Source organism: Arthrobacter sp. TJ-178 (assembly GCF_058269275.1).
Window position 1 is genome coordinate 95,055 of record NZ_JBZCNK010000004.1, and the last position, 24,720, is coordinate 119,774.

The 24,720-nt window shown below is 65.8% G+C and carries 21 protein-coding genes and 1 riboswitch; of the genes, 9 read left to right on the forward strand and 12 right to left on the reverse strand.

Translation table 11 applies throughout. The annotated features are described in order from the left end of the window. The first annotated feature begins 199 nt into the window (after window positions 1-199). Window positions 200-835 carry an acVLRF1 family peptidyl-tRNA hydrolase gene (locus AC4D2Q_RS11995; RefSeq protein WP_490946656.1) on the forward strand — a complete coding sequence of 212 codons (636 nt, stop codon included), beginning with the start codon at window positions 200-202 and terminating at the stop codon, window positions 833-835. A gap of 18 nt (window positions 836-853) precedes the next feature. Here AC4D2Q_RS11995 and AC4D2Q_RS12000 read toward each other — a convergent pair whose 3' ends face one another. Further along, complete coding sequence (locus AC4D2Q_RS12000; RefSeq protein ID WP_490946657.1) at window positions 854-1,927, reverse strand: nitronate monooxygenase; 1,074 nt, start codon at window positions 1,925-1,927, stop codon at window positions 854-856. Between the two features lie 9 nt (window positions 1,928-1,936). Next, window positions 1,937-2,773 carry a PhzF family phenazine biosynthesis protein gene (locus AC4D2Q_RS12005; RefSeq protein ID WP_490946658.1) on the reverse strand — a complete coding sequence of 279 codons (837 nt, stop codon included), beginning with the start codon at window positions 2,771-2,773 and terminating at the stop codon, window positions 1,937-1,939. A 105-nt stretch (window positions 2,774-2,878) separates the two neighbouring features. Beyond that, a riboswitch (SAM riboswitch) is annotated at window positions 2,879-2,997 on the forward strand. Window positions 2,998-3,053: 56 nt separating this feature from the next. On the opposite strand from AC4D2Q_RS12005, the gene AC4D2Q_RS12010 reads away from it, so the two are divergent. Both AC4D2Q_RS12010 and AC4D2Q_RS12015 read left to right on the forward strand, forming a co-directional pair. Beyond that, window positions 3,054-3,560, forward strand: coding sequence for a flavin reductase family protein (locus AC4D2Q_RS12010; RefSeq protein ID WP_490946659.1), 507 nt, complete (start codon window positions 3,054-3,056; stop codon window positions 3,558-3,560). Between the two features lie 511 nt (window positions 3,561-4,071). Beyond that, on the forward strand, window positions 4,072-4,725 hold the full coding sequence (locus AC4D2Q_RS12015; RefSeq protein WP_490946660.1) for a hypothetical protein: 654 nt from the start codon (window positions 4,072-4,074) through the stop codon (window positions 4,723-4,725). 123 nt (window positions 4,726-4,848) lie between these two features. On the opposite strand, the gene aspS is transcribed toward AC4D2Q_RS12015, so the two are convergent. Continuing rightward, window positions 4,849-6,645: an aspartate--tRNA ligase gene (aspS, locus tag AC4D2Q_RS12020; RefSeq protein WP_490925690.1), complete on the reverse strand. Its 1,797-nt coding sequence runs from the start codon at window positions 6,643-6,645 to the stop codon at window positions 4,849-4,851. A gap of 165 nt (window positions 6,646-6,810) precedes the next feature. On the opposite strand from aspS, the gene AC4D2Q_RS12025 reads away from it, so the two are divergent. Next, on the forward strand, window positions 6,811-8,121 hold the full coding sequence (locus AC4D2Q_RS12025) for an APC family permease (RefSeq protein WP_490946661.1): 1,311 nt from the start codon (window positions 6,811-6,813) through the stop codon (window positions 8,119-8,121). A gap of 21 nt (window positions 8,122-8,142) precedes the next feature. On the opposite strand, the gene AC4D2Q_RS12030 is transcribed toward AC4D2Q_RS12025, so the two are convergent. Then, window positions 8,143-9,156, reverse strand: a complete 1,014-nt coding sequence (locus tag AC4D2Q_RS12030; RefSeq protein ID WP_490946662.1) for an adenosine deaminase — start codon at window positions 9,154-9,156, stop codon at window positions 8,143-8,145. Window positions 9,157-9,187: 31 nt separating this feature from the next. After that, window positions 9,188-9,763, reverse strand: coding sequence for a hypothetical protein (locus AC4D2Q_RS12035; RefSeq protein ID WP_490946664.1), 576 nt, complete (start codon window positions 9,761-9,763; stop codon window positions 9,188-9,190). A gap of 134 nt (window positions 9,764-9,897) precedes the next feature. Between AC4D2Q_RS12035 and AC4D2Q_RS12040 the strand changes: the two genes are divergently transcribed. Then, on the forward strand, window positions 9,898-11,208 hold the full coding sequence (locus AC4D2Q_RS12040) for a sensor histidine kinase (protein ID WP_490946665.1): 1,311 nt from the start codon (window positions 9,898-9,900) through the stop codon (window positions 11,206-11,208). Window positions 11,209-11,282: 74 nt separating this feature from the next. After that, entirely contained in the window at window positions 11,283-11,954 is a 672-nt protein-coding gene (locus AC4D2Q_RS12045; protein ID WP_490947058.1) for a response regulator, read from the forward strand. Window positions 11,955-11,993: 39 nt separating this feature from the next. On the opposite strand, the gene hisS is transcribed toward AC4D2Q_RS12045, so the two are convergent. Next, on the reverse strand, window positions 11,994-13,340 hold the full coding sequence (hisS, locus tag AC4D2Q_RS12050) for a histidine--tRNA ligase (protein ID WP_490946666.1): 1,347 nt from the start codon (window positions 13,338-13,340) through the stop codon (window positions 11,994-11,996). A 189-nt stretch (window positions 13,341-13,529) separates the two neighbouring features. Between hisS and AC4D2Q_RS12055 the strand changes: the two genes are divergently transcribed. The 3 genes from AC4D2Q_RS12055 (at window position 13,530) to AC4D2Q_RS12065 (ending at window position 16,536) form a co-directional block, all read left to right on the forward strand. Then, window positions 13,530-14,315 carry a peptidylprolyl isomerase gene (locus AC4D2Q_RS12055; protein WP_490946667.1) on the forward strand — a complete coding sequence of 262 codons (786 nt, stop codon included), beginning with the start codon at window positions 13,530-13,532 and terminating at the stop codon, window positions 14,313-14,315. Window positions 14,316-14,368: 53 nt separating this feature from the next. Next, window positions 14,369-15,817, forward strand: coding sequence for a DUF349 domain-containing protein (locus tag AC4D2Q_RS12060; protein WP_490946668.1), 1,449 nt, complete (start codon window positions 14,369-14,371; stop codon window positions 15,815-15,817). 83 nt (window positions 15,818-15,900) lie between these two features. Further along, entirely contained in the window at window positions 15,901-16,536 is a 636-nt protein-coding gene (locus AC4D2Q_RS12065; protein WP_490946669.1) for a hypothetical protein, read from the forward strand. 41 nt (window positions 16,537-16,577) lie between these two features. Here AC4D2Q_RS12065 and AC4D2Q_RS12070 read toward each other — a convergent pair whose 3' ends face one another. The 6 genes from AC4D2Q_RS12070 to ruvA all read right to left on the reverse strand — a co-directional run bounded on the left by AC4D2Q_RS12070 (window position 16,578) and on the right by ruvA (window position 24,683). Next, on the reverse strand, window positions 16,578-19,136 hold the full coding sequence (locus AC4D2Q_RS12070) for a RelA/SpoT family protein (RefSeq protein ID WP_490946670.1): 2,559 nt from the start codon (window positions 19,134-19,136) through the stop codon (window positions 16,578-16,580). Between the two features lie 229 nt (window positions 19,137-19,365). Then, a complete protein-coding gene (secF, locus tag AC4D2Q_RS12075) occupies window positions 19,366-20,406 on the reverse strand; it encodes a protein translocase subunit SecF (RefSeq protein WP_490946671.1) in 1,041 nt (346 codons plus the stop codon). Window positions 20,407-20,408: 2 nt separating this feature from the next. Then, on the reverse strand, window positions 20,409-22,124 hold the full coding sequence (gene secD, locus AC4D2Q_RS12080; RefSeq protein WP_490946672.1) for a protein translocase subunit SecD: 1,716 nt from the start codon (window positions 22,122-22,124) through the stop codon (window positions 20,409-20,411). 89 nt (window positions 22,125-22,213) lie between these two features. Next, window positions 22,214-22,711 (reverse strand): preprotein translocase subunit YajC, encoded by a 498-nt coding sequence (gene yajC, locus AC4D2Q_RS12085; RefSeq protein WP_490946673.1) that lies wholly within the window; start codon window positions 22,709-22,711, stop codon window positions 22,214-22,216. A gap of 249 nt (window positions 22,712-22,960) precedes the next feature. Then, on the reverse strand, window positions 22,961-24,052 hold the full coding sequence (ruvB, locus tag AC4D2Q_RS12090) for a Holliday junction branch migration DNA helicase RuvB (protein ID WP_490946674.1): 1,092 nt from the start codon (window positions 24,050-24,052) through the stop codon (window positions 22,961-22,963). A 1-nt stretch (window position 24,053) separates the two neighbouring features. Next, window positions 24,054-24,683 (reverse strand): Holliday junction branch migration protein RuvA, encoded by a 630-nt coding sequence (gene ruvA / locus AC4D2Q_RS12095; protein ID WP_490925705.1) that lies wholly within the window; start codon window positions 24,681-24,683, stop codon window positions 24,054-24,056. Window positions 24,684-24,720 lie beyond the last annotated feature (37 nt).

Below are 24,720 nucleotides of genomic sequence, written 5' to 3' on the forward strand. Positions count from 1 at the left end.
GGCGCCGTCGTCCGCGCCTGCATCCAAATCCGCGCCGTCGTCGTACTGGTTGTCCGTGCCGGTGGCACTGTCACTGTCGTCGCTGCTGAACAAATCACTCACGTCCCAAGGCTACTCGTGCCGTAGCGTGGGAGTTGGTCCGGCAGGCGCCGGACGCTGCGACACGCTCGGTGGGCAGCATCACCAGGAGAATCGCGATATGCCCGCCACACGCCACACCTTCGTTTCCGCGCAGCGCCTGCCGGGCTGGCTGGACCGTCTGGCCTCCGGGAACGGTGCGCTGGACATCACACCCGAACACGGCGGACTGCACGTCCGCGCCGCCAACGGCACCGAAGCGGATCTGCGGGCGCCCTGGCCCGACGACGGACGCCCGGGACGCGGGACCAACGACGTCGAACGCCTGGTCTCCCTGGCCGGCCAGTCCCGCACCCTCGGGATCGTGCTGCTGCGCCGCGGCGGGTACGCCGCCGGCGTGGCCCGTGAGGGGCTGCTGCTCGCGTCCAAGGCCGGCAACCGGTACGTACAGTCCCGGACCGCGGCCGGCGGCGGGTCGCAGCAGCGTTTTGCCCGGCGCCGGGCCAACCAGGCGGACGCGCTGGTGGAGACCGCCGCCGAGCAGGCTGCGCGGCTTTTCGCCGACCATCCGCCGGAATACCTCGTATTCGGCGGAGACCGGTCGCTGACTGAACTGCTGGCCCGGCAGAAGGTATTTGCTCGGTGGAGCAGCCTGCCGCGGCTGCAGCCCCTCGATGTCCAGGACCCCAAGCTGGCCGTACTGGCTCAGGCGGCGAAGGATGCCTGCTCGGTTTCCATCCGGATTACGGTGCCCTGAGGCTTCCGTCCTGCAGTCTCACCCGGGGAACAACCGGCGGACGCTGGCCTGTGCGGGCTCTTCAACCGCGTGCCGGTAGCCTGTTCCCGCCCACAGGCTCACTCCCTCGGGGTCCCCGGAAGCCGCTGCTGCTGCACGGAGCGGCCCGGTGATCTGGTTCAGAAACGGATAGGCGTCCGGGGCATCCGGATGGGCGCGCATGAAGCCGTTGGTCAGTCCGCGGGCCGGACGGCCGGAGAAGGCACGGGTAACCGAGGTGCGCGGGTCCCTGTGTCCCAGCACGGCATCGCGGAGGGCAGTCCGGTGCACCACGGAGGTGCCCGCCTCATTGGCGAGCAGCAGCAGGGTTCCCACCTGAACCGCCGAGGCCCCGGCGGCGAGGGCCGCAGCGGCACCGTGCCGGGTGGAAATTCCGCCGGCAGCCACCAGCGGCAGCGGGCAGGCATCCCTCACTGCACCGAGGAGCTCCGGCAGCGCAGCTTGTCCGGGGACTGCGGCGCTGTCCAGGGTTCCGCGGTGCCCGCCGGCCTCCGGACCCTGCACACACAGCAGATGCGCACCGGCTGCGGCGGCGGCACGGGCCTCATGTTCGTCGGTGACCGTCACCACCGTGCAGATGTCCCGTCCGGCAAGCTCCGCGAACACGTCGGGCCCCGGCAGCCCGAAGGTGAAGGACACTGCGGGAACCTGTTCCCGCAGGACCAGCTCCAGTTTGGCGTGCCAGCCGTCGTCGTCCTGCGGATCGGGAAACCCGGGTTCGGGAATTACCGTTCCGGCCGGAGCTTCCCGGGCTGCGGCCAGGCTTTCGCGGTAGGCCAGCGAGGCCGCGAGCTTTCCGGCCTGCTTCTCCTCCGACGTTGCGGCGTACGTATTGGCATGATCAGGCACAAAGATATTCACTCCGAAAGGCCGCCGGGTCGATTGGCGGGTCCGGGTGATCTGATCGCGGACAGCGGCAGGGCTCTTATAGCCGGCCGCCAGGAAGCCGAGTCCGCCCGCATTGCTGACGGCCGCGGCCAGCTCGGGTGTGGAGGGACCTCCGGCCATCGGCGCGCCGAGGATCGGAAGAGACAGCGAGTCCAGGGTGAACATGGTTCCCGCTTACAGCGTGAGCGTGCCGTCAATGCAGGTGACGGTGGAGCCGCCCACCCAGATTTTGCCGTCGCGCGTGAAGACCCGCACCCGGCCGGAGCGCTGGACGGCAGTTCCCTGCGTGACGACGTAGCGTTCGGGCGCCAGTGAGGCTCCGATCAGCCACTGGGCCAGGCCAGCATTGAGGCTTCCGGTCACCGGATCCTCGGCAACGCCCAGTCCCGGCACGAAGGCGCGCACTTCAAAGTCCGTTTCAGCGTCCGCCGGCTGCGCGCCGATCACTCCCACGCGCAGGTTGCCCATGATGGTGGGGTCCGGTCTCAGGTCCAGGACAGTCGCGGCATCGGGCAGCAGGAGTCCGAGCCAGCCGGGTCCGTTGTCAATCCAGTTGGAAGCCAGCACCTGCCCCGGTTCCAGGTTCAGGGCACGCCGCGCCTGGTCCAGGATTTCTTCCTCCAGCGGGCCCGAGCGCTGCAGCGGCGGGGCGGCAAACGCGGCGATGCCGGCATTGGCGTGCAGCGTCACCAGGCCTATGCCGCATTCCTGGACAACGACGTCGGGATAGCGGCGCTTGGCCCCGGTCTCCAGCCACGCGTGGCATGTTCCCAGAGTGGGGTGTCCGGCGAACGGGAGTTCCCCGCCCGGGGTGAAGATCCGCACCCGGTAGTCGGCGCCGTCCACCGTGGGCGGCAGCACGAACGTTGTTTCGGACAGGTTGGTCCAGCGTGCGAAGGACGCCATTTCCGCGTCGGTGAGTCCCTCCGCTTCCAGCACCACAGCCAGGGGGTTGCCCAAATACGGTTCGCTGCCAAAAACGTCCACCTGTTTAAACCACCGCTGTCTCATGGTGAAAACTGTATCCCTTTGGGTGCGGGAGTTTTATGAAGCGGAGTTTTACGAACTGTGGCGGGGGTTTGCGCGGCTGTGCTGCCGGACCTACCGTGGAACCAGAATCATGAGTTCCAGCCACAGGCCCTGGCCGGCTGGGCGGCAACCCTCTCGCCGTAGCGGGGTGCTCCAGGTGACGATTCGGCCGCCGGTTGTTCCAACCGGTCCGGCAAGTACTGCGTTTCGCTGCCGTGTTCGTCGCGGCGGCCGGACGCTTGAGGCAGAGGACCATTTCCGCATGACTCTCACAACCGACCTTCAGCCCGCAGCCCTGCGCCGGGCCTTCTCCCGATTCCCCTCCGGCATTGCCGCTCTGTGCGCCGTGGTGGACGGCGAACCGCAGGGCATTGTTGCTTCATCCTTTACCGTGGGCGTTTCCATGGATCCGCCGCTGGTGCTGTTTGCCGTGCAGAACACGTCCCGGACCTGGCCGCTTCTGCGGGGCGCGGCCAGGATCGGAGTCTCCGTTTTGGGTTCCGGGCACGAGGGCATCTGCCGGCAAATTGCGTCCAGGTCCGGCGACCGTTTTGCCGGCCTTAACCTGCACACTGACGACTCCGGCTCCCTGTTCCTGGACCGGGCTGCCCTGTGGCTGGAGTGCTCCGTGGAGACCGAAATTCCCGCCGGGGACCATTCGGTGGTGCTGCTGCGGGTGCACGGCCATGCCGCCCACGACGATGCCCATGAGCCGCTGGTCTTCCACGGTTCAGCGTTTCGGCACCTGGGTGTCCCGTCCTTCGCCTGAGTTCGCTGGGCAACACCGGCAGGAAATCCCAGCCGGTTTGGGAAATTCCGGCCACTTTGGGAAATCCCTCCGGTTTGGGAAATCCCTCCGGCTGCGAACCGGTTGATTTATCCCAAACCGGAGGGAACCGGACTAACCGGAGGGGAAACAGCCGGCCAGGGACAGTCGGCTTCGACAGTGGTGGTGCCGCTGCTGCACGTCCATGGTCAATGCCTCACACGACGATGCCCACGAGCCCCTGATATTCCACGGTTCAGCGTTTCGCCGTCCGGGTGTTCCCGAATTCGCCTGACCGGCAGAAATGTGTCGGCACCGGAAATACCGGGCCGGGAATTGTTCCACGGGTTTATGACAGCGGCCGCCCGTTACCAATCCTTTACATACGGATCCGGGTCCACTATCGTTCTTCGGATTACTTCGGAAGGAAGTAGCGGAGATGACCAGAAACAGAAATGCCAATGGAACATCACGGACTAAGGCAAGGCCGGGCAGAGCGTCGGATTTGCCGTTTATGCATAAGGCCCTGCTTCCCGCAGCGGTGCTGGGCTTGGTGCTGACAGGGTGCAGCGCCCAGGAGGAGCCCGAGGCCGTTTCCTCGAAACCGGCCACATCGTCGGCCACTGCCGAGGAGACCGCCACGGCGTCCCCCTCAGCCCGTTCTTCCAGCCGGAGCAGCATCGGCGTGGAACAGCCCCCCGGAAGCACGGAGCCTCCTGTCCCCAATGACCCGGCCATGACGGCACTGTTCCGGGCGGACAATCCCATCAGTCTTGAGAGCTACTTCCAGCAAAACCCCAAGTGGCGTCCGCTCAACGCCAACCTTGTGCTCGAGGAACCCGGGACCTGGAGGAGCACCTTCGATCTGCCGAAGGTGGAACCGGGGACCAGCTTCAGCGTGTTCCTCACCTGCAACCAGCCCGGGGATTACAGCATCGAGGTACTGGACGCTGATTCAAGCCCAGTTACCACTTCCAGCAGCAGCAACTGCAATTGGCCGGTTCTCACGTCTTTCGAACACATCGTCACACCGGAGCAAACCCCGGCATCCATTACAGTGGACGGGCCGGACGGAGATTACTGGCTTGTTGTCTATAATCTGCCGGTCCCCACTATGGCGCCCGAAACTTCCATGGGGCCCGCAACTGCGGCACCCGCACCGGGCTAAAAAAGGCTGTCGGAATAAATCACCGAGAATTACCGGTGCGTCGAAATATGAAGCCGAAATATGAAAGTGCCCGGCCGCATCAGCGGCCGGGCACTTTCATCATTCTGGAATCTTGCGAAAGACCTAGTCCTTCTTGGCGTCGTCCTGCTTTGCCTCAGCCTTCTTCTCCGGTTTGAAGTCCACGCCGGCTTCCTTGCGCTGCTGAGCAGTGATCGGAGCCGGTGCCTGGGTCAGCGGGTCATAGCCGCCGCCGGACTTCGGGAAGGCAATGACGTCGCGGATGGACTCGCTGCCGGACAGCAGGGCAACCACGCGGTCCCAGCCGAACGCGATGCCGCCGTGGGGCGGTGCGCCGTACTTGAAGCCCTCAAGCAGGAAGCCGAACTTCTCCTGTGCGTCCTCCTGCGAAAGGCCCATGACCTTGAAGACGCGTTCCTGCACGTCGCGCTGGTGGATACGGATGGAGCCGCCGCCGATTTCGTTGCCGTTGCAGACAATGTCATAGGCGTAGGCCAGCGCCGACGCGGGATCCGTGTCAAAGGTGTCCATGAACTCAGGCTTCGGGGAGGTGAAGGCGTGGTGCACGGCCGTCCAGGCTCCTCCGCCCACTGCTACGTCACCGGCGGCGACGGCGGCGGAAGCCGGCTCGAACATGGGGGCGTCAACAACCCAGACAAAGGCCCAGTCGTTGGGGTTGATCAGGCCGGTGCGGTGGCCGATTTCCACGCGTGCTGCACCGAGCAGGGCACGGGCTTCGGTTGTCTCGCCGGCACCGAAGAAGATGCAGTCGCCGGGCTTGGCGCCAACCTTTTCCGCGAGGTTTTCGCGCTCAAAGTCGGTGAGGTTCTTGGCGACGGGTCCGGTCAGCGTGCCGTCTTCCTGGATCAGCACGTAGGCCAGTCCCTTGGCGCCGCGCTGCTTGGCCCATTCCTGCCAGGCATCCAGCGTGCGGCGGGGCTGCGAGGCACCGCCGGGCATAACGACGGCGCCCACGTAGGGAGCCTGGAACACGCGGAAGGTCGTGTCCTTGAAGAATTCCGTCAGGTCCGTCAGCTCCAGGCCGAAGCGCAGGTCCGGCTTGTCGGAACCGTAGCGGGCCATGGCGTCCGCGTACGTCATGCGCGGGATCGGAGTGGTGATGTCGACGTCGATCAGCTTCCACAGCGCCTTCACCACGGACTCGCCGAGGGCGATGATGTCATCTTCCTCGACAAAGCTGGCTTCGATGTCCAGCTGGGTGAACTCCGGCTGGCGGTCAGCACGGAAGTCTTCATCGCGGTAGCAGCGGGCAATCTGGTAGTACTTCTCGAACCCGCCCACCTGAAGCAGCTGCTTGAAGAGCTGCGGGGACTGGGGCAGGGCGTACCAGGATCCCGGTGCCAGGCGTGCGGGAACCACGAAGTCGCGGGCACCCTCAGGGGTGGATCGCGTCAGCGTGGGAGTCTCGATCTCCACGAAGCCTTCGTCGTGCAGCAGGTTGCGGGCCACCCGGTTGGCTTCGGAGCGCAGGCGCATGTTGCGTGCGGGAGTGGGACGGCGCAGGTCCAGGTAACGGTGTTTCAGGCGGGCCTCTTCGCCGACTTCCACGTGCTCGTCAATCTGGAACGGCAGCGGGTCGGACGTATTCAGGACCACAACTTCGTCCGCAATGACTTCCACTTCACCGGAGGCCAGCGAGGGGTTTTCATTTCCCTCAGGGCGCTTCTGCACGGTGCCGGTGATCTGCAGTACGTATTCGTTGCGCAGTCCGTGGAAGACGTCTTCTTCCCGAACCACTACCTGGGCGATCCCGGAAGCGTCGCGGAGGTCGAGGAAGGCAACGCCGCCGTGGTCCCGGCGTCGGGCCACCCAGCCAGCGAGAGTGACGGTCTGTCCAATATGCTCGGCCCTCAGGGAACCAAGGGCATGAGTGCGCAGCACAGCAGTCCTTTCAAGATTGCTTGCGGAAAACACTGTTCCCGCTCATTGTGAATACAAGGTCTCTTTAGAAGTTTACCGGTGTTCACTTCCTTTCCCAGCCAAGGACTCCAGCGCGCAGCCGTTGCGGCCGCACTGCCGGCCGGGCACGACTGATCGGAGGGACGCGTGTCCGGAAGCTCCGACGCGAAACTTCCGCTGGGCGGCTTCGACGCCACCACGGTGGGCATCGGCTGCATGGTGGGCGGAGGGATTTTTGTGGTCCTGCCCCCGGTTGCGGAAGCTGCCGGTTTCGCGATGGCCGCGTCCCTCACCCTGGCCGCCCTGGTGGCGTACTGCTCGGCAGCATCAACTTTCCTGCTCGGCGCCGGGCTTCGCGCCAGCGGCCATTCGAACGCCGGGGGCACAACGCGCTCCGCGGCCCGGGTCATTTTTGGTACCCATGCGGGTTTTTTCACCGGCTGGACCATGGTGTGTGCCCTGGTGACGTCCGCCGCCGTCCTCTCCCTGGCTTTTGGCCTGTACGTGCTGCCCGGCCAGGCGCGTCCTGCGGCGGTTGGAGCCGCGGTGGCGGCAACCGCACTGAATCTGTTCGGCCTGCAGCGCAGCACCTGGGTGATCCGTTTTGTGCTGGCGTTCGTGATTGGCGTGCTGGGCTTCGGGGTCGTGGTTGCCTTCAACGAGGCCGGAGGACCTCCTCCGCAGCCGGGCGTTCTGGAGGACACGGAGTCCACCGCCGGCTTGCTGCAGGGAGCGGGTTTCGCGTTCTTTGCCTTCGCGGGGTACGCCCGCCTGGCGTCGGGCGGCTTCCGGGTCCGCGCACCGGACCGGAACCTTCCGCGTGCCATCCCGGCTTCCATTCTGGTGGCCCTCGGGCTGTATCTGTTGGTGAACCAATCCCTGCTGGCCTGGTTCCACGGGCCGGCGGGCCTGGCGGCGTCGCTGGCTCCGCTGCGTGAGCCGGTGACGGAGGTGGGTCTGGGCATCGGCACCGGGGCCGTGGCCATCGCCGCCGGTGCGGCCAGCCTGTCCGGCGTGTGGCTGCTGACGGAGGGAAGCGCGCACACGGCGGCTGCCATGGCCGACGACGGCGACCTCCCCCGGGTTTTCGCCCGCACGGGCCGCAACCGGCGGGTACCGTGGCCGGCAGCCGCTGCGGCAGGCGCCGTCGTCGTCGTGCTGGTACTGACCGCCACCCTGGGAACACTCCTGGCCCTGGCCTGCTTTGCGCTGCTGCTGCACGCAGCCATCACCAATCTGTGCGGCTATGCGCTGGAGCAGCGGCGCTGGTACACGCCGCGGGCCGTCAACCTGGCCGGCCTGGCCGGAGCCCTGCTGACGGCGCTGAGCCTGCCGCTGGCGGCGGTCCTGATGATGCTGATCGTGCTGGTGTTCGGGCTGGTGGTGCGGCTGACGTTCCACCGGTCCGGCAGCCCGCCGTCGGGTGCAAAACCACCCGCCCCGCCGCAAAAGTCCTAGCTCAAAGTCCTGGTCGGGACTTCAGTCTTGGGTCGACCGCCAGGAACGAATCAGCTCCAGCAGTTCGGCCTTCCGGTCCGGCTGCGCAAAGGAGGCCTCCACCGAGTTGGCCGCCAGTTTTGCGAGCTGGTCAGGGGTCAGATCGAAGGTGTGCCGCAGCTGCGCGAAGATGTCGTCCACGTAGCCGCCAAAGTAGGCCGGGTCGTCGGAGTTCACTGACACGTTCAGTCCACGGGCCAGCATCTGCGGCAGCGGGTGGTCGGCCAGCGTGTCCACCGAACGCAGCCGTACGTTGGAGAACGGGCAGAGGGTCAACGGCACCTGTTCCCGGACGAGGCGTTCCACCAGTTCGGAATCATCCAGGCACCGCAGGCCGTGGTCGATCCGGTCCACCAGCAGCAGGTCAAGCGCCTGCTCAATGTAGTGCGAGGGGCCCTCTTCCCCGGCATGGGCAACGCATTTGAGGCCGGCTTCGCGGGCCATCCGGTACAGCTGGATAAATCCTTCCGGCGGGTAGCCCACCTCCGCGGAGTCCAGGCCGACGGCGGCGATCGGCGCCTTGGACTCGATCAGCTGGGCCAGGACCTCCTCAGCTTCGGCGGCCGGACGGTCCCGCAGGAACGCTGCGATGAGTTCGGTGGAGATGCCGAACTCCTCAAGGCTGGTGGCCAGCACTCCGGCCACCCCGTGTATGCAGTCCGCCACCGGAACACCGCGGAGCAGGTGTGCCTGGGGATCAACCATCATTTCCACGTGGCGGATCCCGGCCGCTGCGGCCCGGCGCAGATAGGCCCGGGTCATGTCGGCGAAGTCCGCCTCGGTACGCAGCACGTCCATGTTGGCGTAGTAGAGGTCAAGGAAGGACTGCAGATCGGTGAACTCGTACCGGCTGCGCAGCTCGTCAAGATCCGCGTAGGGAAGTGAGATTCCGTTCCGGGCCGCCAGTTCAAAAATCAGCTCCGGCTCCAGGGTTCCTTCAATGTGCAGATGAAGTTCAGCGGAGGGCAGCAGGGGTTCGATGGGTGCAGTCGACATCCTTTAAGCCTAGGCGATGCCGGAAGCACCTTCAGCTCCGGACAGTTGGTCCGGGCTGGGCCGCCGGAGCCTGTCCCGGCCGTTCAAACATGCCGTACACCGGACCGGCAACCAGCCAGATGCCTGCCACCGCGCCGGCCCGTTTCACCCAGTCCCACAGTTCGCCCGTCTCGCCGGGGGCAGCCAGGAACGCGATCATGATCAGCAGCACGGCAACCGCAATGGTCATGGCGATCAGGACCCGCCCGTATTCGACCCACAGCGAATGCCGGTAAGCGGCAGTGCCCTTCGCCGGTTTGACCGGGGCCGGGCCGCCGGCGAAGCGGTGCGCAAACCGGACATCGGCCCAGCGGATCAGGGTGTGGCCAAACGCCACGCTAAAGCCCAGATAGAAGGCAGCCAGTCCGTGCACCATTTCCGCGGTGCCGCCCCGCGCGAGGTCCGTTCCGGCGGCTGCCAGCAGCACCGCGTCCAGCAGCGGAACACAGGCCAGCAGCACCAGCCCCAGGCGCTTTTGGTGCAGCAGATAACGGGTGCACAGTCCCGCCGCGAGCAGTACCCAGAAGCCGATTTCGCAGCCGATGATGAGATATACCAAAACGTCCATGGCAACAGCTAAGCCTTCCCGCGCCGGCGCCGTCGTCGGTACTTGGTGCCATCTCCGGTGTCCGCCGTCATCCCTTTGGAGGACCAAGGTCCGGGCGTCCTTCCGCAGCCCGCTCCGATGGCTACGCTGTAGGCATGTCCCCCTCTAAAAGCCGCTATTCCCTGGACGGAGTCTGGGAGTCCGGCATCGCCTCCGCCGTGGGATACCTGCTGGCCGGCAGCATCCTGATGCTTGCCGGAGTGAACGGGGCAGATCTGGTGCCGCCGTTGCTGGGGGCGCCGGACTGGGCCTGGCTGCCGCTGCTGCTGCTCGGGTGCGCCGGCCTGGTATTCCGACGGCGGAGCGTGCCGGTGATGCTCGCGGTGACAGGTGCCGCCGTTGGAGGCAGCGTGCTGCTGGGCGGCGGCATCATCACCTATCTGCTGGTGTTCGAACTCTTCTACTCCGGCATCCTTTACGGCTCGGAGCGCCTCAGCCGGGCCGTCCAGAACGCCGCGGTTGCCGGCACCGTCATCCTTCCGCTGGCTGTGGGGCTGAGCTACGGGGGTTGGCCGGCAGCTCTTCTCGGCCTGTTTCAGGCTGTCCTGATCTGCCTCATGCCGCTCTGGTGGGCCAGCTCCGTCCGGCACCAAAGCGACCGCGCGGAGCAGGAGCGGCAGCGTGCGGAGACCGAGCGGCTCCGCGCCGAACGCACCGAAGAACTGGCCGAATTGAATCTGCGGATGGCCGTGACCGCTGAACGCGGCGCCATGGCCCGTGAACTTCACGACGCGATTGCCGGCCACCTTTCGGCCGTGGCGCTGCAGTCTGCAGCCGCCCTGGCCGCCGAAAACCCGGACCTGGACCGACGGGTACTGGCGCAGGTGCGCACCGAAAGCGTGCAGGCCCTGCAGGAAATGCGGTCATTGATCGGCCTGCTTGAAGCCGACGGCGGGCCCGACGCAGCGCCTGCGGACACCGCAGCCGGCGGACTGCAGCAGGTGGAAGCGCTGGCAGCATCCGCGAGGCTAGCCGGCAACCCGGTGGAGCTGGAGATGGAGCCCGGCATCGAAGTCCCCGCCCTGGTGGGCAGCAGCGCCTATCGGATTGTGCAGGAATCCCTGACCAATGCAGTGCGGCATGCGCCCGGCAGCCGCATCGCTGTCACAGTCCGGCAGCGGGAAGGCTCCGTGGATCTGAGGATCAGCAACGAGGTGCCCGAGGCAACCGGAGAGGTCTCCGGCGGAAAGACTACCGGCGGGAACGGCACCGGGGGCAACGGCACCGGGCTGCGGAACATGTTCCTGCGGGTCGGACAGCTGCAGGGCAGCTTCAGCGCGGGCATCACCGAACCGGACGGCCGGGCCGCGCGCCAGTGGGTGGTGCAGGCGCTCCTGCCGGCAGGACAACCCGGGCCGGCAGTACCCCGGCCGCAGCCTTCGATTCAGGCCCAGGAGATGCAGTGACCACAGGAACAGCAGAAACAACCCTCAGCGTCCTGCTTGCGGATGATCACTCAGCCATCCGCGCCGGACTGCGGATGATCCTGGAGTCCGTGGGCGGTTTCACGGTGGTGGGCGAGGCGGCCGACGGGGCCACGGCGGTGCGCATGGCACGCGCTCTGCGCCCCGACGTCGTCCTCATGGATTTGCGCATGCCGGGCATGGACGGCATCGCCGCTACGGCCGAAATCACCGGGGAGAAGCTCTCCGCCGTATTGGTGCTGACCACGTTCGACATCGACGACTACGTCTACGCCGCCCTGCGCGCCGGGGCTGCCGGCTTCCTCGTGAAGTCCGTGGAGCCGGCTGAGCTGGTGCGCGCAGTCTCCAGCGTGGCCGACGGCGACAGTGTCCTCTCCCCCGAAGTCACCGGCACGCTGATCTCGGCATTCGTGCAGGGACAGCACGGCGCAGGGGCGGCCGGCAAGGCCCTGCCGGGGCCCGGCCCGGACAACGGTCCCGCCCTGCCTGCCGGCCTCGCCGATCCGCTGACCGCGGACCCGCTGACTGCCCGGGAAGAAGCGGTCCTGGCCTGTCTCGGCGAAGGGCTGTCCAACCAGCAGATTTGCCGCCGGCTGGGCATCGCCGAAACCACGGTGAAGACCCATGTGTCCCGGGTGCTGGCAAAGCTCGGGGTTGCCTCCCGGGTGCAGGCTGCGCTCGCCTACCGGGCACGCGGGCACCGGGAACAGCCCGGCAGCCGGGGCTGAGTTTTCAGCGCCCGGGTGCGCGGCAGTCGGACCCGGGAGTTACTGCTGGGCGGGGGTCACCTGGACAAACAGGTCCTCGGCCGGCGGCGTCCAGGTCTGCGGATCGGCAGGCACCTGCTCACCGGAGCGGATGTCCTTAACCTCGTGCGTGCCGTCTTCGGAGGTGAACCAGACAAACGGAATCCCGCGGCGGTCCGCGTACTTGATCTGCTTGCCGAACTTCTCCGCCTTCGCGGCCACTTCCACCGAGATGCCGCGGGAACGCAGGTCCGCGGCGATGTCCTGGGCAGCGGACCAGGAGTCGTCGCTGGTGAGGGCCACCAGAACGGCGGTGGGAACGCTGCGGTTGGCTGCGGCGAACTCCTGGCTCAGGATGCGCATCACCAGCCGGGTCACGCCGATGGAGAGACCGACGCCGGGGAACTTGCGGTTGCCCTTGGAAGCCAGGGAATCGTAGCGGCCGCCGGAGCAGATTGACCCCAGGGACTCGTGTCCCACCAGCACGGTTTCGTACACAGTGCCCGTGTAGTAGTCCAATCCGCGGGCGATGCTCAGGTCCGCCACGACGCGGCCGGGGGCACGCCGAACGGCTTCGGCGATGACCTGGGAAAGCTCGTCCAGTCCTTCTTCGAGCAGTTCGTTGGACACGCCCAGGGCGCGGACCTGCTCCACGAAGGACATGTCCTCGGTGCGGATGGAGGCCAGCTTCAGGGCAGCGTCTGCCTGTTCAGCAGTGGCGCCGAGTTCTTCCTGCAGCAGCTCAGCCACCCGTGCGGCACCGATCTTTTCCAGCTTGTCGATGCTGCGCAGCACGCCGGCGGTGTCTTCCAGTCCGATGCCCCGGTAGAAACCCTCGGCCAGTTTGCGGTTGTTGACCCGGATCTTGAAGTCGGGAATGGGCAGGGCGCCCAGCGCCTCGGCGATGACCAGCGCCAGCTCAACGTCGTACCGGAACGGGAGTTCGCCGTCGCCCACCACGTCAATGTCCGCCTGCGTGAATTCGCGGGCGCGACCTTCCTGCGGGCGCTCGCCGCGCCAAACCTTCTGGATCTGGTAGCGGCGGAACGGGAACGCCAGGTGTCCGGCGTTCTCCACCACATACCGGGCAAAGGGAACGGTGAGGTCAAAGTGCAAGGCCAGGGCGTTGGGATCCGTCTTGCCGGCGGCTTCGCCTTCTTCAGCCTGCAGCCGGCTCAGCGCGTAGACTTCCTTGTCAATTTCGCCCTTGCGCAGCAGCTGGCCCACGGTTTCCACCGCGCGCGTTTCAATGTTCGTGAAGCCGTGCAGTTCAAAGGTGCGCCGCAGAACGTCCAGGACATGCAGTTCAACCAGGCGTTCCTGCGGCAGCCATTCGGGGAAACCGGACAGTGAGGCCTTGCGTGCCATGAGGGCGAGCTCCTTCTGGGGATTGAGGCGGACTGCTGCAGGGAAATCGCCTGGCGGCATGCCTAAACTAAGTGCGGCACTCATTTTAGGTCGTCCGCGCACGCCAAGGCGAACCGGAAGGACCAGCACTGCTGCGGCCGGTGCTCCCCGCCCGGCCGGCGATGTCCATCCGCTGCATCAGGAGAACCCGTGGCCGCTCCCCGCCAAGACCGCGAAACACGACGGCGCATTGCCCGCATCCAGGCGAAGCGCGCCCTGCAGCAAAGCCAGGCCAAACGCAGGAAACGGGACAATGTTTTCGCCGGTGCGGCAGCCGCCCTGGCACTTGCGCTGGCGCTGGCCCTGCAGGTGGCCTGGTTCTCCTCCAATCCCACCCCCGAAGAATCCCGGCTCATCGAGCAGCAGGCCGCAGCCGCCGAACCCTCGGATCCAGCCACTGCCCCGGCGGTCCCGGATCCGTCGCTTGCCGAAGGCAGGGTCTTCACCGGAACACTTGCCACCAGCGCCGGGGATTTGGGCGTGGAGCTGGACGGAAATACAGCACCGCAGGCAGTGGCCGTGTTCACCTCGCTGGCTGAATCGGGCTTCTTCGAGGGGAAGACCTGCCACCGGCTCACCACGGCGGAGACCATGGGCGTGCTGCAGTGCGGTTCCCTCAACGGCGACGGAGCCGCAGATCCGGGCTACCAGTGGGGTCCCGTGGAGAACACGCCCGCCGACGGAAAGTACCCGGCGGGTTCGATTGCCGTCGCCCGCGGCGATACCACGGACAGCAACGGAACGCAGTTCTTCATTGTGTACAAAGACTCCGTTATTCCGCAGGATACGGGCGGCTACTCGATCATGGGTAAGCTAACGTCAGGGCTGGACGTTTTGGAATCCGTCGCTGCACAGGGAGCCTTGAAAGACGGCGCCGCTGTCCAGGACGGCACACCGAAAACGCCGGTGACGATAGACTCGTTTACCCTGAAGTAAATGGCAGCGCGGGCTTCGCGCACTGCCAAACCTCGAGTGAAAGACTTTTAGCGGTGACAGACAGTCAGAAATCCGACGAAACAGTTTCCGGCCCCGGCTCGGAGACTTCCGAAACCCCGCGGCCCGCAGCGCCCACCCCGGCAGCCTTCGCTGCACGGCGTCCGGCGCCCGCAGCAGCTGATGCAGAAGGTTCGGCTCCTGCCGCCGCGCCCAAGCCTGTCATCAGTGCACCCCCGGTGCACTCCACCTCCCTTGAGGAAGCAGCCCGCTTTGCGCGTGTTGAGGAGGACGGCCATGTCTTCCTGATCGTGAACGGCGAAGAATTCCCGGTGGGCCAGTACCCCGATGCCAGCCGTGACGAAGCGCTCGCCTACTTTGTGCGCAAGTACGACGACGTCGCCAGCCAGCTTGCGCTGCTGGAGGCCCGGGTGCAGGCCAAGGCTCCCACCACGGACATGCTCAAGACCCTGAAGCACCTCGGCGAGCAGGTTGCCGAACGCAAGATGGTCGGTGATGTGCTGGCTCTTGACGCACAGATCGAAGCCCTGCGCACCAGCATCAAGGAAGCTGAAGCAGCCGAACGCGCCGAAGCCGAGGCCGTCAAGGCACGCGAGCTTGCCGCCCGTGAAGCCATTGTGGCCGAGGCCGAAGAGATTGCCGCCAAGGATCCCGCCACCATCCAGTGGAAGACCAGCAGCAACCGGATGAATGAGCTCTTCGAGGCCTGGAAGGCGGCCCAGAAGAACGGACCCCGGCTTGGCCGCAGCAATGAGGACAGCCTGTGGAAGCGGTTCCGTTCCGCCCGCACGGTCTTTGACCGCCACCGCCGCGCCTACTTCTCTCAGCTGGACAGCGAAAACACCGCTGCCAAGCAGGCCAAGGAAGCGCTGATTGCCCGCGCCGAGGAACTGGCTACGTCCACGGACTGGGGCAACACTGCTGCAGAGTACCGCCGGCTCATGGACGAGTGGAAAGCGTCCAAGCGTGCCAGCCGCAAGGATGACGACGCCCTGTGGGGACGTTTCCGTGCCGCGCAGGACACCTTCTTTGCAGCCCGCCAGGCAGCCAATGAGGTTATTGACGAAGAGTTTGCCGCCAACCTCGTGGTCAAGGAAGAGCTGTTGAAGGAAGCCCAGGCCATCCTTCCGGTCCGCGACCTCACGGCAGCCCGCAAGGCGCTGAACTCCATCCGGGACCGCTGGGAAGAGGCCGGCAAGGTTCCGCGTGCGGACATGGGCCGGATGGAAGCCGGCATCCGCAAGATCGAGGAGGCCGTCAAGGCTGCCGAGGATGAGCACTGGCAGAAGAGCAACCCGGAAACCAAGGCACGCACCAACAGTGCCCTGAGCCAGCTCGAAGCCACGATCGCTTCCCTCGAAGAGGATCTGGCCGCAGCTGAAAAGGACGGCAACGCGAAGAAGATCGCCGATGCCCGTGAAGCCCTTGAAGCCCGCCAGCAGTGGCTGGCCATGCTGCAGAAGTCTGCGCAGGACTTCTCCTAGCGTCCAAAGGCCCGGCATCTTCCCTGTCCACAGGGAAGATGCCGGGCCTTTTGCTTTTTCCGGAAGTGGGTCAGGGTTGGCTCATGCCGGCAACACTGTTTCCTTACCCGGGTGTGCTGCCGGAGTTCACCTCCACCGGCGGGGCGCTGTTTTATGCCGGCGGTGACTTTTCCGCTCCTGAACTGCAGGCAATGGAAGCTGACGGGCTGCTGCGCTGGGTCTATGCGGACACCTATGTGCGCTGGGACGTCGAGCCTGACCCGGTGTGCCGTGCGCTGGCCGCCCTGCATACGCTTCCGCCGCGGCTGCGGGCAAAGGCCATGCTCGGACGGTTGACGGCGGCCTGGGTGTACGGCTGTGCGCGTCCGCCCCGTCGCCTGCAGCTGCTGGTTGACCACCGCAGCCGGACCACGGCCCTGCCGCCCTTCAGCCCCGCGGTCCTCCACGAGGTCCGGCTGGCGGCCGGGGACGGCATGGACATTGCCGGCATGAGGGTTAGCACTCCCCTGCGCACGGCGGTGGATTTGGCCCTGCACGGTCCGGAGGAAGAATCACGGCAGGCGCTGCTGGCCATCGCCGCCAACCCGGTGCTGGACTGTCCCCTCACACGGGTCCGCAGCGCAGTGGAAGCCGGAGCCCGGCAACCGGGACGGTCCGCTGCCCTGCGGCGGCTGGACCTTGCGCTCCGGCAGTCCCAACAGGACCGCCGGAGCGTTTAGGGCACCCGTGACCTCCTTCGGCAGGCGGCCCGGGCGCCGGATCAGACGCGCCGCTGGGAACCCGTGGTCCGGTAGACGTCAAACACGCCGTCGATCCGGCGCACGGCGCCCAGGATGTGGTCGAGATACTTGGGATCGCCCATCTCAAACACAAACTTGGACATTGCCACCCGGTCGCTTGAGGTATTCACGCTGGCGGAGAGGATGTTGACATGGTTCTCCGAGAGCACCCGGGTGACGTCGGAGAGCAGGCTCTTGCGGTCCAGTGCTTCCACCTGGATTTCCACCAGGAAGACCGAAGACTGGGTGGGAGCCCAGTCCACCGGCACAATCCGGTCCGGCTGGTCCCGAAGCTCGGAAACGTTGCGGCAGTCGCTGCGGTGCACCGACACCCCCGAACCGCGGGTGACAAAACCGATGATCGGATCCGGCGGCACCGGGGTGCAGCACCGGGCCAGCTTGACCCATACGTCGCCCACTCCGCGGACCGTCACTCCCGAATCGGAGAACTTGGGCCGGCGGGCCGCCGTCGAGACCGGTGTTTCGGCCAGATCCTCTTCGGCGCCCTGGTGTCCGCCCATCAGCGAGACCAGGTGCTCGATGACATTCTGGGCCGAAGTGTGCCCGTCCCCCACCGCCGCATACAGCGCCGAAATGTCCTGGTGGTGCAGCTCCTGGGCGACGGTTACCAGGGCGTCGTGGGTCATCAGGCGCTGCAGCGGGAGGTTCTGCTTGCGCATCCCCCGCGTCAGCAGTTCCTTGCCCTTGTCGATCGCCTCTTCACGGCGTTCCTTGGTGAACCACTGGCGGATCTTGTTCCGGGCGCGGGGGCTCTTGACGAACCCCTGCCAGTCCTGGCTCGGGCCGGCACCCTCAGCCTTGGACGTGAAGATCTCCACCCAGTCACCGTGCTGGAGTTCGCTGTTCAGCGGCACCAGTTTTCCGTTGACGCGGGCGCCGATGGTCCGGTGTCCCACCTCGGTGTGAACCGCGTAGGCGAAGTCCACCGGGGTGGACCCGGCGGGCAGCGCCATGACCTCGCCCTTGGGGGTGAAAACAAAGACCTCGCGGGCGTTGATTTCAAAGCGCAGCGAATCCAGGAACTCGTCCGGATCCGACGTCTCCTGCTGCCAGTCCACCAGGGACCTCAGCCAGCCCATGTCATTGTTTTCGGGCCCCACGGGAGTGCTGGAGCCGTCCTTGTACTTCCAGTGGGCGGCAACGCCGTACTCGGCACGGCGGTGCATGTCATGGGTGCGGATCTGGATTTCCACCGGCTTGCCGCCGGGGCCGATCACCGTGGTGTGCAGCGACTGGTACATGTTGAACTTCGGCATGGCGATGTAGTCCTTGAACCGCCCCGGCAGCGGGTTCCACCGCGCATGCAGGGCTCCAAGGGTGGCGTAGCAGTCGCGCACCGAGTCCACCAGGACGCGCACGCCCATCAGGTCATGGATGTCGTCGAAGTCTTTGCCCCGGACAATCATCTTCTGGTAGATCGAGTAATAGTGCTTGGGCCGGCCGGTGATGGTCGCCTTGATCTTCACCGCATGCAGGTCATCGGCAATCTGGGTGCGCACGGTGGAGAGGTACTTTTCGCGCTCCGGGGTCCGGTCCCCGACCATCCGCACAATCTCGTCATACACCTTCGGATGCAGGGCGGCGAAGGACAGGTCCTCCAGCTCCCACTTGATGGTGTTCATACCCAGCCGGTGGGCCAGCGGAGCGAAAATCTCCAGGGTCTCGCGCGCCTTGCGGGCGGAGGATTCCGGGGACACGAAGCGCCAGGTGCGGGCGTTGTGCAGCCGGTCGGCGAGCTTGATGACCAAGACCCGGATGTCCTTGGCCATGGCGACAACCATTTTGCGTACCGTCTCGGACTGAGCGGCGTCGCCGAAGGTCACCTTGTCCAGCTTGGTGACGCCGTCCACGAGCATGGCCACTTCGGGGCCGAATTCCCGGCGGAGCTCGTCCAGCGTGTAGCTGGTGTCCTCCACCGTGTCGTGCAGGAGTGCGGCAGCCAGCGTGGTGCCGGTCATGCCGAGCTCGGCAAGAATGGTTGCCACGGCAACCGGATGCGTGATGTAGGGATCGCCGCTCTTGCGCTTCTGTCCCTCGTGGCTGCGTTCGGCCACCAGGTAGGCCCGCTGGATCAGGTCCAGGTCCTCTTTGGGATTGTTGGCCCGGACGGTGCGCAGCAGCGGCTCAAGCATGGGCGAATAACCGGTGGAGCCGCGTCCGGCAAGCCGTGCCAGGCGCGCCCTGGTGGAGGTGCGGCGGACGGGCGCGGGGCGGACCGGCGCAGCGCCGCCCGCGCCTGCCGGCACGGATGATGCCTTCCCGTCCGCATCGGAAGCCTGCGGCGCACGCGCAGGCTTGCCCCCAGCAGCAGCGTCCGGAGCCTGCACCGGCACGGGAGCCTTGGCGGTTTTCCGGGAATCGGCCAGCTGGGACGCAGCGGAAACCGGAGCTCCCGGATCCGCGGTGGCGGGTGTTCCGGAAGCCCTTTCTGCGCCTGCCTTGTCGGCCGGTGTCGCGCTCTCTCCCACTGCTGCCCTCTCTGAGACGTATCCGACCTTTTCCACCTTAGGCGCTGCCATTCCCCCAAGTCACGGAAGCACCCAACGTACCGGTCTTTACTTCAAGTCTATGCCTATGCATGTCTTGCCCTAAACCGCGCAATCCCCGCTCCGTTCCGTGACGCCGAAGAGCTGCGGATTACGCAGAAGGCCTCCGGACGGGGTGTTCGGCAAACGCGAACAACCCCGTCCGGAGGCCTTTTTCAGCCAGGTGCCTGTCCGGATATTCTCCGGGTCAGGTTCCGCGCAGCTAGCTGCCGGATGATACCGCCGTGGCACCCGCAGGCGATGCCGCGGCTGCTTCCTTGGCTTCCTGCGCCCGGCGGTCCTTCACGCGCTTGGCCTGCTTCACAATGTCCGGCTCGTTGCGGCGGAGCACGGCATACAGCGGTGCGGCAATGAACACGGTGGCCACCGTGCCCAGGATGATGCCGATGAACAGTGCCAGCGACAGGTCCTTCAGCGTTCCGGCCCCGAGCAGGAAAGCGCCGATGAACAGCACTGAGGCCACGGGAAGCACTGCCACCACGGAGGTGTTGATGGACCGGACCAGGGTTTGGTTCACGGCCAGGTTCACCTGCTCCATGAACGTGCGTTTGGTGCTCTTGTCCAGGTTCTTGGTGTTTTCCCGAACCTTGTCAAACACCACCACCGTGTCATACAGGGAGTAGCTGAGCACGGTCAGGAAGCCAATGATGGCCGACGGCGTCACCTCGAACCCGCTGAGCGAGTACAGTCCGGCGGTGGTCACCATAACCACCAGCAGGGCGGTAATGGCAGCCAAGGACATCTTCCAGGTGCGGAAGTACAGGGCCATCAGCACCGCCGCCAGCGCCACGAACACCACCAGGCCGATCAGGGCCTGCCGGCTGACATCCTGTCCCCAGGTGGGGCCGATGTACGTGGACGTGATCTGGTCTTCGTTGACGTCGTAGGCCTCTGCCAGGTTGGCTTTGACCTCCAGCGTCTGGTCATCGCTGAGCTGCTCGGTCTGCACCCGGATGGTCCCCGGAGCAATGTTGGTGACGCGGGACTCGCTCGCGACGTCGCCCACGGCTTCCTCACCCGGGCCGACCTGGCTGTTCTCGGTTCCGGAGACGGTGAATTCGGATCCGCCGCGGAAGTCGATGCCCAGGTTGAATCCGCCCTTGGCCACCGGAATGAGGATGGAGATGAGGACGGCGACGGCTGCGATGATGAACCAGAGCTTGGCCTTGGGCACAAACGGGTAGGAACGCTTGCCGGTGTAAAGCTCGTTGCCGAACGTGGCAAACTTTGGGAGCTTACTCATTCCTAGCCCTCCTTTTCAGTGCTGCGGCCGGATCCGGCCAGTGAATCCTGCTTCTCGGCGAGGCGGCGCTCGGCGATGGTCATCCGGCGTTCGGCTTCCTTCGAAGCTGCCTTGTTCTTGACCCGCACCGGAGCCGTCCCGGGTTCGCGGATGCGTCCGGCACCGCGGTACAGCGGCACGGCGCCCAGGCGGGTGGTGTCCAGGCCGGACCATTTGTGGCCCTCGCCGAAGAACTTGGTGCGGGCCAGCAGCACCATGGTCGGGTGGGTGAACATGAACACCACAATGAGGTCGGCAACCGCGGTCAGGCCCAGTGTGAAGGCGAAGCCGCGCACGTTACCCACAGCCACGAAGTAGAGCACGACGGCGGCGAGGATGTTCACTGCCTTGGACGCCAGCACCGTGCGCTTGGCACGCTTCCAGCCGTTGTCCACGGCAGCCGCCAGTCCGCGCCCGTCGCGCAGTTCATCACGTATTCGTTCGAAGTAGACGATGAAGGAGTCGGCCGTCTGGCCGATCGCCACAATCAGGCCCGCCACCCCGGCGAGCGAGAGCCGGTAGTTCTGCCCCCAGCCAAGCAGGCAGATGGCGAGGTAGGTCAGCAGACCTGCCACCACCAGCGAGATGATGGTGACGAAGCCCAGGGCGCGGTACTGGAACAGTGAGTAGACAGCTACCAGTGCCAGACCGATGACGCCCGCAATCAGGCCCATCTTGAGCTGGTCTGCGCCGAGGGTTGCCGAGATCTGCTGTTCGCTCTGGATATCAAAGCTGATGGGCAGTGCGCCGTACTTCAACTGCTCGGACATCGCCTTTGCCGATTCCTGCGTGAAGTTGCCCGTGATGCGGGGCTGGCCGTCGGTGATGACGCCCTGAACAGTGGGGGCGGAGATGACCTGGCCGTCCAGCACAATGGCGAACTGGTTGTGCGGGTCTCCCTGCTGGAAGGCGAAGAGACGTTCCGTCACATTCTTGAAGACGTCGGTGCCTTCACCGTTGAACTTAATGTTCACGCCCCACTCGTTGATCGAGGCGCCCTGGCTGCTGGTGGACATGCCAAAGGTGGCATCTTCAATGTCCGAGCCGGGAACCTCGACAGGGCCGAGGATGTACTTGGCGCCGGTGCCGGGTTCGCAGGCGATCATGGGCTTGTCTGCCGGTGCCGGCTCCACCGAAGCTTCCAGGGTGGCCGGATCCGTGCAGTCAGTGCTTTCGAATTCGCGGTACAGCTCCGGAGTGATCCAGTTGTCATCGGAGGCGTTGGCCGGCTCAGCGGCCGGCTTCGGCAGCTGGTCATCCGGAACCGGCTCGGCGGCTGGTGCCGCAGCACCAACGGAAAGGACCGGACGGAATTCCATCGCGGCCGAGGCCTGGATCAGTTCACGGGTTTCGGCCGACGGGACGCCCGGCAGTGAGACCACTACGTTGCGGCCGGACTGCGTGGTGATTTCCGCTTCGGAAACACCGCTGCCGTCCACGCGCTGGCGGATGATTTCCACGGCTTGGTCCAGCTGTTCCTGCGTTATTTCGGTACCGCCCTGCACCTGCGGCGCAAGGATCATTTCGGTGCCGCCCTCCAGGTCAAGGGCAAGTTTCGGGGTCCAGCTGGCGTTGCTCCACATGGAACCGCCGCCGAGTAAAAGGGCCAAAGCAGCAAAAATGACGCCCAACCAGAGGAGCGTCTTTTTTGCGGCCGAGCCGGGGCCGGTACGAGGCATAGGGAATATTCCTTTTAGCGTGAGACACCGGAGGCCAGGTGACCCCGGGCAGCCTGCGGAGAATCTGGCTCCGCAGGCCCGTGGAGAGTCTAGTTCTCTTTATTGTTTTCGCGGTTGAGGCGCTCGAGTGTTTCCTCGGCCGTCTCACCGGCGCGGGCAGCGGAGTCATCCTGCTGCACGTGATCGGCCGTGCGTGCAGCGTCGCTGCGCTGATCGCCGGCAGTGATGGAGGAGGCATCATCCGGAACCACCGGGGCGTCTTCAGCGGCTGCGGGCTCGGTGGTGACAACCTTCGTCAGCGCCTGCAGGTGCACCGTGGCGGTGTTGCCGGGAGAGAGTTCCAGGACAGCTTTGTTTTCCTCGGAGTTAATCGAGAGGATGGTTCCGAACAGACCGAACTGGGTCATTACCTCAGTGCCGGGAACCATCTGGGTCCGCTGTTCCTGCACCGTCTTCTGCGTCTTCTTCTGCTTGCGGAACATCATGAAGATGAACAGTGCCAGCAGGATGGGCAGCAGCAGGCTGCTGAAGCTGAAACCTCCAGCGGACTGATCGGCGGTGTTTTGGGCCAAGACGTTTAAGAACACAGAGTGGTTCCGTTTCTGTTGTGGAGATGGTGTGCAGGTATGGGGACAATCGATCCGGCGGGGCCGGCGATGTCCGCAGTCGCTTGCGCTTCAGTCTTTTGTGCGCCACGACACAAGGGTGCGGCACAACAAATGACCAGTCTAAAGGTAAAACGTCCGCAACGGCAGAAAAGTTTCTCCCTGCACTGCATTTTCTCTCGTGCGGCCGGTATCCTCAAGCCGCTCTGAAAGGAGAACCGGGGTGCCGGTTCAGCGGAACGCGGATCCATCCTCGGCAGACGTGTTGGTGCCGGGGCCGGAGAACATGTTCTCCGGCAGACCCGCTGCCACGTTGTCCGGCATGTCCAGGCCGAGGTGTTCCCAGGCGGCCCGGGTGGCAACGCGTCCGCGCGGCGTGCGGCCCAGGAGTCCTTCGCGCACCAGGTAGGGCTCGGCCACCGTTTCCACAGTTTCCGGTTCTTCTCCGACGGCGATGGCCAGGGTGGACAGGCCCACCGGTCCCCCGTTGAATTTGGTGATGAGTGCGCGGAGCACCGAGCGGTCCAGCCGGTCCAGCCCGCGGGCGTCCACTTCATACATGTCCAGGGCGGCTCCGGCGGTGCGGGCGTCAATCTGGTCCACGCCGTGAACCAGCGCCCAGTCGCGCACCCGGCGCAGGAGCCGGTTGGCGATGCGCGGGGTGCCCCGGGAGCGGCCGGCCACCTCGGCGAAGCCGGCGGAGTTGACCTTCATGTCCATCAGCATGGCGGAGCGGCGCAGCACCAGCTCCAGTTCGGCGGTGGAGTAGAACTCCAGGTGTCCGGTGAATCCGAAACGGTCGCGGAGCGGCCCCGGCAGCAGTCCGGCACGGGTGGTGGCGCCCACGAGGGTGAAGGGCGGCAGGTCCAGCGGAATGGCAGTGGCTCCGGCCCCCTTGCCCACAATGATGTCCACGCGGAAGTCTTCCATGGCCATGTAGAGCATTTCCTCGGCGGGGCGGGACATGCGGTGGATCTCGTCAAGGAACAGCACCTCGCCCTCGGTGAGCGAGGACAGGATGGCCGCCAGATCTCCGGCGTGCTGGATGGCGGGGCCGGAGGAAATGCGCAGCGGCGCGTTCATTTCAGCCGCGATGATCATGGACAGGGTGGTCTTGCCCAGGCCGGGAGGCCCGGACAGCAGCACGTGGTCCGCGCTGCGGCCGCGGAGCCGGGAGGCTTCCAGGACCAGCGAGAGCTGCTCGCGAACACGCTTCTGGCCGACAAAGTCATCCAGGTTCTTGGGCCGGAGAGCCGCCTCAATCGCCTTGTCATCCGGGTCGCCGGCAGCGGCAACCAGTCCGTCGCCGGGAAGGACCGACACCTCAGCTCACCTGCTGGCGGGGAGCGCGGGCACGGGCGCCGTCGGTGCCCAGCCGGCGGAGCGTCAGTTTCAGGATTTCGCCCACGTTGCCGCCGGCGGCAATCTCGGGAGCTTCGGCAACGGCGGCATCAATGGCGGCGTTGGCGTCCTTCTCGGACCAGCCCAGGCCGGTCATGGCGGCCAGGACCTGGTCCTGCCAGCGCGCTGCGGCGGGGTTGTCCGCGGTGCCCAGCGGCACCAGCTTGTCCGCCAGCTCCAGCACAATCCGCCGGGCACCCTTGGGACCGATGCCGGAGACCTTGCTGAATGCCTTGTCATCGCCGGAAGAAGCGGCAACGCGGATGGCTTCGGGGGTGTGGACGGCCAGGACGGCCAGGGCAATGCGCGGGCCCACTCCGCTGACGCTCAGCAGCGTTTCAAAGACTTCACGCTGATCCGCGTCGGTGAAGCCGAAGAGGGTCATGGAGTCCTCGCGGACAATCAGGGCCGTCTGCACCACGGCCTCGCGGCCCGCGTGCAGGGAGCTCAGTGTCTGCGGCGTGGCCTGGATGAGCATGCCCATGCCGTTGACGTCGATCACCGCCGAGTGCAGGCCAACGTGCGTTACGGTCCCGCGCAGGGATGCGATCATGACAAAACTCCAGGGGCTGTGTAGAACATATCTACGA

What these genes read in the sequence shown, in the direction of transcription:
- AC4D2Q_RS11995 (WP_490946656.1), top strand. Translation starts at nt 200, where the DNA reads ATGCCCGCCACACGCCACACCTTCGTTTCCGCGCAGCGCCTGCCGGGC.
- AC4D2Q_RS12000 (WP_490946657.1), bottom strand. Translation starts at nt 1,927, where the DNA reads ATGTTCACCCTGGACTCGCTGTCTCTTCCGATCCTCGGCGCGCCGATG.
- AC4D2Q_RS12005 (WP_490946658.1), bottom strand. Translation starts at nt 2,773, where the DNA reads ATGAGACAGCGGTGGTTTAAACAGGTGGACGTTTTTGGCAGCGAACCG.
- AC4D2Q_RS12010 (WP_490946659.1), top strand. Translation starts at nt 3,054, where the DNA reads ATGACTCTCACAACCGACCTTCAGCCCGCAGCCCTGCGCCGGGCCTTC.
- AC4D2Q_RS12015 (WP_490946660.1), top strand. Translation starts at nt 4,072, where the DNA reads ATGCATAAGGCCCTGCTTCCCGCAGCGGTGCTGGGCTTGGTGCTGACA.
- AC4D2Q_RS12030 (WP_490946662.1), bottom strand. Translation starts at nt 9,156, where the DNA reads ATGTCGACTGCACCCATCGAACCCCTGCTGCCCTCCGCTGAACTTCAT.
- AC4D2Q_RS12035 (WP_490946664.1), bottom strand. Translation starts at nt 9,763, where the DNA reads ATGGACGTTTTGGTATATCTCATCATCGGCTGCGAAATCGGCTTCTGG.
- AC4D2Q_RS12040 (WP_490946665.1), top strand. Translation starts at nt 9,898, where the DNA reads ATGTCCCCCTCTAAAAGCCGCTATTCCCTGGACGGAGTCTGGGAGTCC.
- AC4D2Q_RS12045 (WP_490947058.1), top strand. Translation starts at nt 11,283, where the DNA reads ATGATCCTGGAGTCCGTGGGCGGTTTCACGGTGGTGGGCGAGGCGGCC.
- hisS (WP_490946666.1), bottom strand. Translation starts at nt 13,340, where the DNA reads ATGGCACGCAAGGCCTCACTGTCCGGTTTCCCCGAATGGCTGCCGCAG.
- AC4D2Q_RS12065 (WP_490946669.1), top strand. Translation starts at nt 15,901, where the DNA reads ATGCCGGCAACACTGTTTCCTTACCCGGGTGTGCTGCCGGAGTTCACC.
- AC4D2Q_RS12070 (WP_490946670.1), bottom strand. Translation starts at nt 19,136, where the DNA reads ATGGCAGCGCCTAAGGTGGAAAAGGTCGGATACGTCTCAGAGAGGGCA.
- secF (WP_490946671.1), bottom strand. Translation starts at nt 20,406, where the DNA reads ATGAGTAAGCTCCCAAAGTTTGCCACGTTCGGCAACGAGCTTTACACC.
- secD (WP_490946672.1), bottom strand. Translation starts at nt 22,124, where the DNA reads ATGCCTCGTACCGGCCCCGGCTCGGCCGCAAAAAAGACGCTCCTCTGG.
- ruvA (WP_490925705.1), bottom strand. Translation starts at nt 24,683, where the DNA reads ATGATCGCATCCCTGCGCGGGACCGTAACGCACGTTGGCCTGCACTCG.